Genomic DNA, 10,032 nt, shown 5'->3' on the forward strand with positions numbered 1-10,032 from the left:
CCATAAGCGCTTCGCCGGAAACCTTGAGCAGAACCCTGCGATAGGGTCCGGAAGGGATCGGGCGGGCGTCTGGGCTGGTATCGCTCACGGGATGATTGGCTCCGTCCAGTTCATGAAGGTCCGGCGGCTGGTCGCCCAGCCGCCGGAAACAGTCAGATCACGATTTGCCGAGCGCTGCCACTTCGGCGGCGAAATCTTCTTCCTTCTTCTCCACGCCTTCGCCGAGCACCATGCGGACAAAGCCCGTCAGCTTGATCGCGGCACCGGCATCCTTCGCGGCAGCGGCGATAGCGCCTTCCACCGTCAGGTCGGGATCGAAGACGAAGACCTGCTTGAGCAGCACGACTTCCTCGTAGAACTTGCGCAGGCGGCCCTCGACCATCTTCTCGATGATCGCTTCCGGCTTGCCGGACTGGCGGGCCTGATCGGCAAAGACAGCCTTCTCACGCTCGATCACGTCAGAAGACAGCTCGTCGACGTCGACAGCCAGCGCAACAGCGGGCGAACCGGCGGCAACGTGCATGGCGATCTTGCGGCCAAGCTCGGCCAGAACAGCCTTGTCGCCGTCCGATTCCAGCGCAACCAGAACGCCAATCTTGCCCATGCCATCAACGGCGGCATTGTGGACATAGCTGGCCACAACACCGGCATTGACCGACAGGGTCGACACGCGGCGCAGCGACATGTTCTCGCCGATCTTGGCGATCAGGTTGGTCAGCTTGTCCTCAACCGTGTCGCCCGACGCAGTGCGGGCCTGACGCAGGGAGTCGACATCACCGGCATCGATGCCGAGCGCGGTGATTTCAGACACCGCAGCCTGGAACAGCTCGTTGCGGGCGACGAAGTCGGTCTCGGCATTCACCTCGACGGCGGCAGCCGCCATACCTGCGCCACGTTCTGCAGCGGCAACGCCAACGAGGCCGTCAGCGGCCACGCGGTCAGCTTTCTTGGCGGCTTTCGACAGGCCCTTCTTGCGGAGCCAGTCGATAGCGGCTTCGATGTCGCCATCGGTTTCAGCCAGCGCTTTCTTGCAGTCCATCATGCCTGCGCCGGTACGCTCGCGCAGGTCCTTGACGAGAGCGGCAGTGATCTCGGCCATGGGGAGTCTCCTGTTTTTTATAGTCTTTCAGTTCAGGCTTTGGCGTCTTCTTCGGCGGTCTCGGCCGGAGCAGCCTCTTCGGCCAGCGCCGGCTCCACTGCGGGGTTGACCGCAGCGCCCATATCGACGCCCAGCGAAGCCTGACTGTCGGAAATGCCGTCGAGCACCGCGTCGGCCACCAGATCGCAGTAAAGGGCGATGGCGCGCGCTGCGTCGTCATTGCCCGGGATCGGGAAGTCGACGAGGTCCGGATCGCAATTGGTGTCGATTACGGCGACGACCGGAATGTTCAGGCGCTTGGCCTCGAGGATCGCGATCGCTTCCTTGTTGGTATCGATCACGAAGATGAGGTCCGGCGTGCCGCCCATTTCCTTGATGCCGCCGAGCGAACGCTCGAGCTTTTCACGCTCGCGCGTGAGCATCAGGATTTCTTTCTTGGTCAGGCCTTGCGGGCCGCCTTCCTGATCGAGAATGCCTTCCAGCTCGCGCAGGCGCGCGATGGAAATCGAGATGGTGCGCCAGTTGGTCAGCGTGCCGCCGAGCCAGCGATGATTCATGAAGTACTGGGCGCAACGTTGTGCCGCCTGAGCCACCGGCTCGGACGCCTGACGCTTGGTGCCGACGAACAGCACGCGGCCGCCATTGGCCGCCACTTCGCGCACTTTCACGAGCGCCTGGTGCAGCAGCGGAACGGTCTGCGACAGATCGATAATGTGGATGTTGGAACGCTCACCGAAGATGAACGGCTTCATCTTGGGGTTCCAGCGGTGGGTCTGGTGACCGAAGTGCGCACCAGCTTCGAGCAGCTGACGCATGGAGAAGTCAGGAAGGGCCATATCGATTTTCCTTTTCCGGTTGGCCTCCGCAGGGCGGAGCCGGTCCCTGCCGAAGCAGAAAACCAGGCACCGGATCGACCCGGCCACAGGTGTGACCTTGCCGTTGCCCCACGTGCGGGATTGCGGGCGCGCTTATAGGCGTGCTTCGCCGTCTAGACAAGCTCTGCGTATGTGAACCGGAAACCGTGAAACCGGCAGGGCATGATCAGGCGGAAAATGCCTCGACAGCACTGACGCCAGCAACTTCCTTCAACGCGCTGCGCAACGCCGGATCGAGACGGTAGCCACCAGGCAGGCGAACACGCGCGCGGGCCCGGCCTTCCACAGGCAGGTCAAGAATCACGACACCGCGGGCCTCAGAACCTGCGCCTCCCAGCCGGGAGAGACGCGCATGCACGCCTTCGAGTGCGCCCAGCTCGTCGATCTCGACGCAGAGGCCAGGCAATTGCGCCTCTTTAAGGAGGCCATCAAGCGGCTCGCAGCTATCCATGATCAGACGTATCTGGTCATCCTGATCCTCGACCTTGAAGGTTGCCAGCACGCCCTGCCCGGCTTCCAGCAAGTCACGGCAATCGCCGAATACGCGCGGCGGCACCAGCGCCTCGAACTCGCCGCTGGGATCCGACAGGGTCAGGAAGGCGAAGCGCTCATTGGAGCGGCGCGACACTTTCTCCTGACGCCGACGGACGATACCGGCCATGCGCGCCGCCCGAATCCCGCCCTCGCGGACGCGTTCAAGCAATTCTGCCCAGCCAACCGCGCCTCGGCGGGCGAGAATCTCGCTGAAGGCATCCAGCGGATGCCCGGAGAGGTAAAAGCCGATCGCAGAAAGTTCCTCATCAAGACGGCGCGATGCCTCCCACGGCTCGAAAGCCGGAAGTGACGGGCGCTCCAGTGCAACCGGATCGTTCCCGCCCGACCCGAACAGCGACACTTGCGCGGAATCCCGCTCGGCCTGCGCCGCCTGCGCGATGGCACACAGGGTTTCAGCTGCGGAGATGACCCGCGCCCGCTCAGGTTCCAGGCAGTCGAAGGCACCGGCCCGGCCCAATGTTTCTACAAGGCGGCGGTTGACCTGACGCGGATCGACACGCGCAGCAAAGTCGAACAGATCGGCAAACGGTCCGCCGCTATCGCGCGTGCGGACAAGCTCTTCCATCGCGCTCATGCCCGCGCTTCTCACCGCACCGAGGCCATAACGCACGGCGCCATCCTCGACACTGAAATCGGCCTTTGACCGGTTGATGTCGGGGCCGAGCACCGGCACGCCCGCCTGGCGGCATTCCTGGAAGAAAACCGCCAGCTTGTCGGTATTGCCTGCGTCAAGGCTCATCAGAGCGGCCATGAAGGCGACCGGGTGATGAGCCTTCAGCCATGCTGTCCGATACGCGATGAGGGCATAGGCGGCGGCGTGCGACTTGTTAAAGCCGTAACCGGCGAACTCGGCGACCAGATCGAAGATGTAGGAAGCTTTCTCTGCGTCGACCCCACGCTCCTTGGCGCCTGCAAGGAAGCGCTCACGCTGAAGGTCCATCTCCTCCTTCTTCTTCTTGCCCATGGCCCGGCGCAGCAGGTCAGCCTCGCCGAGCGAGTATCCCGACAGGATTTGCGCGATCTGCATTACCTGTTCCTGATAGATGATGACGCCGTGCGTCTCCTTCAGGACGGGCTCGAGATCGGGGTGCAGATAATCTGGCTCCGAGCGTCCAAATTTCCGGTCGACATAGATGTCGATATTCTTCATCGGCCCCGGACGATAGAGCGAGATGAGCGCGATAATGTCTTCGAACGTGTCCGGCTTCACCTTTTTGAGCGTGTCGCGCATGCCGGAGCTTTCCAGCTGGAACACGCCGATCGTCGAGCCGGCAGACATCAGCTCGTAGGCCTTGGGGTCATCGAGCGGCAGGCAGTCCAGATCCACCTTTTCGCCGGTTGATTGCTCGATGAACTCGACCGCTCGCGCCATCACGGTCAGGGTTTTCAGGCCAAGAAAGTCGAACTTCACAAGACCGGCCGGCTCGACCCATTTCATATTGAACTGGGTGGCCGGAATGTCGGAACGCGGATCGCGGTAGAGCGGCACAAATTCGGTCAGGGGACGGTCGCCGATCACGATACCGGCAGCATGCGTGGACGCGTTGCGGTAAAGGCCTTCCAGTTGCAAGGCGACCGTCATCAACCGTTCAACCGCAGGGTCTTCGCGGCGCATCGCCTGCAATTTGGGCTCAGTTGATACAGCTTCTGCCAACGTAACCGGCTGGGCAGGATTGTTCGGGACCAGCTTGGCGATACGGTCAACGACCGGGAACGGGATCTGGAGAACCCGGCCCACATCGCGCACCACGGCGCGCGCCTGCAAGGTACCAAAGGTAATGATCTGCGCGACGCGGTCGCTGCCATAGCGCTCCTGCACATAGCGGATAACCTCGCCGCGGCGCTCCTGACAGAAGTCGATGTCGAAGTCCGGCATCGACACCCGTTCCGGGTTCAAAAAGCGCTCGAAGAGAAGGCCGAAACGCAAGGGATCGAGATCGGTGATGGTAAGGGCCCAGGCCACGACCGAGCCCGCGCCTGACCCCCTGCCCGGCCCGACAGGGATGCCTTTCGCCTTCGACCACTGGATGAAGTCGGCAACGATCAGGAAATAGCCGGGGAAACCCATCCGCTCGATGACGCCGAGCTCGAAATCAAGTCGCGCCTCGTATTGCTCAACAGGCGCGGCGGGATCGACACTGGACAGGCGTGCCTTGAGACCATCGCGAGCCCGCGCTGCCAGTTCCTCGGCCTCGGTGCGGCCTTCAAGGCCCGGGAAACGCGGAAGGACCGGATCACCGGTGCGGGGCCTGTAGGCGCATCGACGGGCGATATCGACCGTGTTGCCGATCGCTTCGGGCAAATCGGAAAACAGGGCCGCCATCTCGGCAGCGCTCTTGAAATAGTGCTGAGGCGTGACCTTGCGCCGGTCATCGACGATCACATAGGTCGACTGCGCGATGCACATAAGCGCGTCATGGGCCTCATGCCGGTCGGGCGTGGCAAAATAAGGCTCGTTGGTTGCAACGAGTGGCAAGCCGCGCTCATAGGCAGCCGGGACCAGCCAGTCCTCTGCCGTCACATCATCGGCCCGGCCATGGCGCTGCAATTCGATGTAGAGGCGTGAGGCAAAAGCCTCCTGAAGGCGATCCAGCACCGCTTCGGCCTTTGGCGCCTTGCCCTGCACCACCAGGCGGTTGAGCAGACCGTCAAATCCACCCGTCAGGCAGATCAGCCCGGCATTGTGCTCCAGAATGGACGCGAGGGTCACGGACGGTTCGTCGGCCGGACCCACTTCAAGGTAAGCCGCAGAACTGAGCGCCACGAGATTGCGGTAGCCGGTCTCGTCCTGGACCAGCAGGACCAGTGTGCCGGCAGGCACTACCCGTTCACCGGGCCGCTCCGCCTCGAGACGGACGGCAAGCGTGCAACCGACAACCGGCTGAACGCCCGCCTTCGACAGATATTCGGAGAATTCGAGCGCACCGAACAGGTTGTTGCTGTCGGTCAGCGCGAGCGCGGGCATTTGCTGTTCCTGGCAGAGGCGGGCCAGGTCGGAAATTGTCGTCGCGCCTTCCAGCAAGGAATAGGGTGAGCGGCTGCGCAGATGAACAAAAGCCTCGTCTTGCACGCTTGCCTCCTCACCCGGGCCGGTTGACCTCAGCCAGCAGGGTATCGCGGATTCGCAACTCCTGCCGACATGTCAGGCGCAGGCCTAGCCAACCAGCGCCGTGCTCCATGTGAGAACCACGGCCACAAAACCGAGCGTTACAAAGGCGGTGCTGGCTTCCTCGATCAAGCGCTTCATGTGTTTTCTCCTGTTGATAGCTACGATATTCGCTGTTTGTTCCAATTGAAATATTCGCCTTTTGTTCCGCCGTCAAGCAGGAAATCGATTCGCGTGCCGACATTCGCGTTCGCCGACTAAAGGTGGAGTTTGGCGGTGAAAAAGACCTGGGCGCGGCGTCAGGCCGCGATCACGCGCCCGTTCTCAAGGGTCACAACCCGGTCCATGCGCCCGGCAAGGGCGAGGTTGTGGGTGGCGATAAGCGCCGCAGCGCCCGCCTCCCGGCAGGCCGAAGCGAGCGCGTCAAAAACCTGATCCGAGGTTGCGGGGTCAAGATTACCTGTTGGCTCATCAGCCAGAAGGACGCGCGGCTCACCGACGAGCGCGCGCGCTATCGCCACGCGTTGCTGCTCGCCCCCGGAAAGCTGTGCCGGAAGATGGCTCAGGCGCGCACCAAGCCCGAGACGCTCAAGCCAGTCAGACGCCTTCCGGCGCGCCTGAACGCGACCCTCTCCTGCGATCATGCGCGGCAAGGCAACATTATCCATCGCATTAAGTTCGGGCATCAGATGATGGAATTGATACACGAAACCGATTTCCCGGCGACGCAAGGCTGTGCGCCCGCGTTCACCCAGCGCTAGCCCATCCACGCCGGCGATGTGAACCGTGCCCGCGTCGGGCAGCTCCAGAAGGGCAGCTGCGTGCAGAAGCGAGGATTTTCCCGAACCGGAGGGGCCGACAAGACCCACCAGCTCGCCGGGCATCAGATCCAGATCGGCACCATTGAGCACTTCAATCAGCTCGGCATCGGTCTGATAGCGGCGCACCAGGCCGCGAATGGAAAGGGCTGCATCACTCATAGCGCAGCGCCTCCACAGGATCGATGCGCCCTGCCCGCCAGGATGGCGGCAAGGTAGCCAGCAAGGCCGTTGCAAAGCCCCACACGGCGACGAATGCAACTTCTGCCCAGTCGAGACGGGCTGGAAGCCGGTAGAGCAGATAGACGGACGGATCGAACACGTCGACGCCCGTCACAAAGGCCAGGAAATCCTGGATCGGTCCGATGAAAATGGCGATCAGAACACCCAGGATAATCCCGGCGAACGTGCCGAGCACGCCGATGGCTGCACCCGCGATCAGGAATATCCGCATGACGGAGCCTTGCGTCGCTCCCATGGTACGCAGGATCGCGATATCGCGGCTCTTGTTCTTCACCAGCATGACCAGGCCGGAAATGATGTTCATCGCTGCAATAAGGACGATGATCGACAGGATAAGGCGCATCGCCATGCGCTCTACCTGCAAGGCCGTCCAGAAGGACTGGTTCTGACGGCGCCAGTCGAACACGGCGGAGCCAGACGGCACCAGTTGGCGAACTGCCTCGACGACCGCCTCGGGCGCGTCGGGATTGTCTGCGCGGATGTCGATATAGTCAGCGCCGCCCGAACGGCCGAAGAACAGGGCCGCCTGCTCCAGCGGCATGAAGACATAGATACGGTCGAGATCAAGAACGCCCATCGAAACAATGCCTTCGACGACATAGCTCTTGCGGCGCGGCACCGTGCCCATTGGTGTCGATGCGCCCTGTGGCGCGAGGAGGACCACCGTATCACCGGCACTGACACCGAGCTGGGCGGCGATCCCCGACCCGATCAGTATGCCGTCACCGCCATTATGCCCGGCGCCAAAATTGTCCGCAGAACCTTGCACGATCCCGCCGCCGGCATCGGCAGCTTCCCCCTCGCCGGCAATGAGATCGAACTGGCCGAGATCACCGGGGCGCACACCGATCACCTGCGCGCCTGTTGCCGCGCGGTCTGAACTGATCAGGGCCTGGGCCGCAATCACTGGTCCTGCCTGACGCACGCCGGGTAGCGCATTGATCTGGTCGACGAGATCGCCTGTCAGCGCCGCGCTTTCAGCCGTGTAGACATAAACGTGAGGCTGCACGCCAAGGAGCCGGGACAGCAATTCGTGCCGGAAGCCGTTCATGATCGACATGACGGCAATCAGGGCCGTGACGGCCAGCATGATGCCGACAAAGGAAATCACCGAAATCAGCGTTACGCCGCCATGGCGCCGGCGCGTACGCAAATAGCGGAAGGCCAGCAGGAACTCCCAAGGGCTGAAAGCCCCGGACCCGCCGGTCTTTGCGCCTTGCCGCCCGCCCGTCATGCGCCCGGGTTCTCGGCGGCCAATTGCGACAGGACGCTTTCAAGGCTTGCCTCGAAACGTTCACCCGTTGCCCGGCGCTTGATCTCGACCTTGCCCTCTTTCAGGCCGCGCGGGCCGATGATGAGCTGCCAGGGCACGCCGATCAGGTCCATGGTGGCGAACTTGCCGCCAGGACGCTCGTTGGTGTCATCAAGCAGAGGCTCCTTGCCGGCGCGCGTCAGGGCCTCATAGGCCGTCTGGCAGGCCGCATCCGTCTCTGCGTCACCGGGCTTGAGATTGATGATGCCGATCCCGAACGGGGCAACGCTTTCGGGCCAGATGCACCCGGCCTCATCGTGGTGCGCCTCGATGATCGCACCCAGAAGCCGCGAAACACCCACGCCATAGGATCCCATATGCACCGGACGGTCCTTGCCGTCAGGATGGGTCACATTGGCGCCGAGCGGCTGCGAATACTTAGTGCCGAAATAGAAGATGTGGCCGACCTCGATACCGCGCGCGGACAGGCGCCGGTCTTCAGGCACTTCAGCGGTGAAGCGCTTCGGCTCGTGCATTTCTTCGGTAGCGGCGTAGAGCGAGGTGCGCGCATCGACGAGCGGCTGCAGATCGCCTTCGAAGTCGACGTCCGGGCCGGGGGCGCCCATCTCGACGAGGCTGGAGTCACAGAAGACTTCGCTCTCACCGGTTTCGGCCAGAATGATGAATTCATGGCTGAGATCGCCCCCAATCGGGCCTGTATCTGCGCGCATCGGCACGGCTTTCAGGCCGAGCCGGGCGAACGTGTTGAGATAGGCCACAAACATGCGGTTATAGGCGTGTCGGGCCGTCGCTTCGTCCAGATCGAAGGAATAGCTGTCCTTCATCAGGAATTCGCGCCCCCGCATAACGCCAAAACGCGGGCGGATCTCGTCGCGGAACTTCCACTGGATGTGGTAGAGGATTTTCGGCAGATCCTTGTAGGAGCGGCAATAGGAGCGGAAGATCGCCGTGATCATCTCCTCATTGGTCGGTCCGTAAAGCAGGTCGCGCTCATGGCGATCGACAATGCGCAGCATCTCCTTGCCGTAATCGTCATATCGGCCGCTCTCGCGCCACAGGTCCGCCGGCTGCAAGGTCGGCATGAGCAGTTCCACGGCCCCTGCCCGGTCCTGCTCCTCGCGTACGATCTGTTCGATCTTCTTCAGAACGCGAAAGCCCAGGGGCAGCCAGGAGTAGATGCCGGCGGCTTCCTGCCGGATCATGCCGGCACGCAGCATCAGACGGTGCGAGACGATCTGCGCATCGGCAGGCGTTTCCTTCAGGACAGGCAGGAAAAAGCGGCTAAGGCGCATGGAGATGTCTCACGTGACAGGCTGGACGGGTTTCAACTGACACGATTAGACCGCACCGCCACGCCCGGCAAGGCAGCAGAGCCATACCCGCCTAGTCGAATTGCGGTCCCCAGAGCGCATTGAGGTCAACCAGCCCAAGCTCCATCACTGCAAAGAAGACCAGCCACAGGACGCTGGTGATCACGGTGGTAAGAGCTGCCTTTTCCTTCAAGCGCGGATCAACCGGCGCGCCCGGCTCCGAACCTTCCACTACGTCGCCCGTTTCGTGTTGACCCGTGATGCGGATCGGAAGGACCACGAAGATCACGATCCACCAGGTGATCAGGTAGACCACCAGACCCTCGACAAAGCCGACCTCGCCGGACTCCACAAAGAGCTGGGCGAAGATGATGGCCAGCGCCAGTACGCTCACGGCCAGTCCGGCATATCGGAAGGCGGGCTGCACGGAAACGCGTGGAGCTTGAGCCATCAATGACCTCCCTCGCCCGGAGCCTGAATCAGCTCGACGAGAACACCGCCGGTATCTTTCGGGTGCACAAAGATCACCGGCACGCCGTGCGCTCCGATATAGGGTTCTCCGGTACCGAGCACCGTCGCGCCGCGTTCACGCATTGCATCACGTGCAGCAACTATATCGCTGACTTCAAAGCACATATGGTGCTGGCCACCCTTCGGATTTTTCTCCAGAAACTTGTGGATCGGGCTTTCATCGCCCAGCGGCTCGATCAGCTCGATCTGCATGTTGGGAACAGAGACAAAAACAACACGAAC

At 62.4% G+C, this 10,032-nt stretch carries 8 protein-coding genes; all 8 read right to left on the minus strand.

All coding sequences use genetic code 11. From position 1 onward, the window contains the following. Nucleotides 1–157: 157 nt before the first annotated feature. Nucleotides 158–1,099, minus strand: a complete 942-nt coding sequence (gene tsf / locus ACTS2Z_RS09670) for a translation elongation factor Ts (RefSeq protein WP_442573006.1) — start codon at nt 1,097–1,099, stop codon at nt 158–160. Nucleotides 1,100–1,131: 32 nt separating this feature from the next. Continuing rightward, on the minus strand, nt 1,132–1,935 hold the full coding sequence (rpsB, locus tag ACTS2Z_RS09675) for a 30S ribosomal protein S2 (RefSeq protein ID WP_442573007.1): 804 nt from the start codon (nt 1,933–1,935) through the stop codon (nt 1,132–1,134). A gap of 205 nt (nt 1,936–2,140) precedes the next feature. Beyond that, nucleotides 2,141–5,599, minus strand: a complete 3,459-nt coding sequence (dnaE, locus tag ACTS2Z_RS09680) for a DNA polymerase III subunit alpha (RefSeq protein ID WP_442573008.1) — start codon at nt 5,597–5,599, stop codon at nt 2,141–2,143. 335 nt (nt 5,600–5,934) lie between these two features. Further along, the gene (locus ACTS2Z_RS09685) at nt 5,935–6,615 is read right to left on the minus strand and encodes an ABC transporter ATP-binding protein (protein WP_442573009.1); all 681 of its coding nucleotides are present in this window, start codon (nt 6,613–6,615) and stop codon (nt 5,935–5,937) included. Further along, complete coding sequence (locus tag ACTS2Z_RS09690; protein ID WP_442573010.1) at nt 6,608–7,930, minus strand: lipoprotein-releasing ABC transporter permease subunit; 1,323 nt, start codon at nt 7,928–7,930, stop codon at nt 6,608–6,610. The genes ACTS2Z_RS09685 and ACTS2Z_RS09690 overlap by 8 nt, the downstream gene beginning before the upstream one ends. Then, nucleotides 7,927–9,261 (minus strand): proline--tRNA ligase, encoded by a 1,335-nt coding sequence (proS, locus tag ACTS2Z_RS09695; RefSeq protein ID WP_442573011.1) that lies wholly within the window; start codon nt 9,259–9,261, stop codon nt 7,927–7,929. Before proS ends, ACTS2Z_RS09690 begins: the two co-directional genes overlap by 4 nt. Before the next feature lie 91 nt (nt 9,262–9,352). Then, nucleotides 9,353–9,730 carry a DUF1467 family protein gene (locus ACTS2Z_RS09700; RefSeq protein ID WP_442573012.1) on the minus strand — a complete coding sequence of 126 codons (378 nt, stop codon included), beginning with the start codon at nt 9,728–9,730 and terminating at the stop codon, nt 9,353–9,355. Beyond that, a partial coding sequence (locus tag ACTS2Z_RS09705) for a VOC family protein (RefSeq protein WP_442573013.1) occupies nt 9,730–10,032 on the minus strand: 303 nt, incomplete at its 5' end. The genes ACTS2Z_RS09705 and ACTS2Z_RS09700, both read right to left, overlap by 1 nt.

Source organism: Glycocaulis sp. (assembly GCF_052168375.1).
GTDB lineage: Bacteria > Pseudomonadota > Alphaproteobacteria > Caulobacterales > Maricaulaceae > Glycocaulis.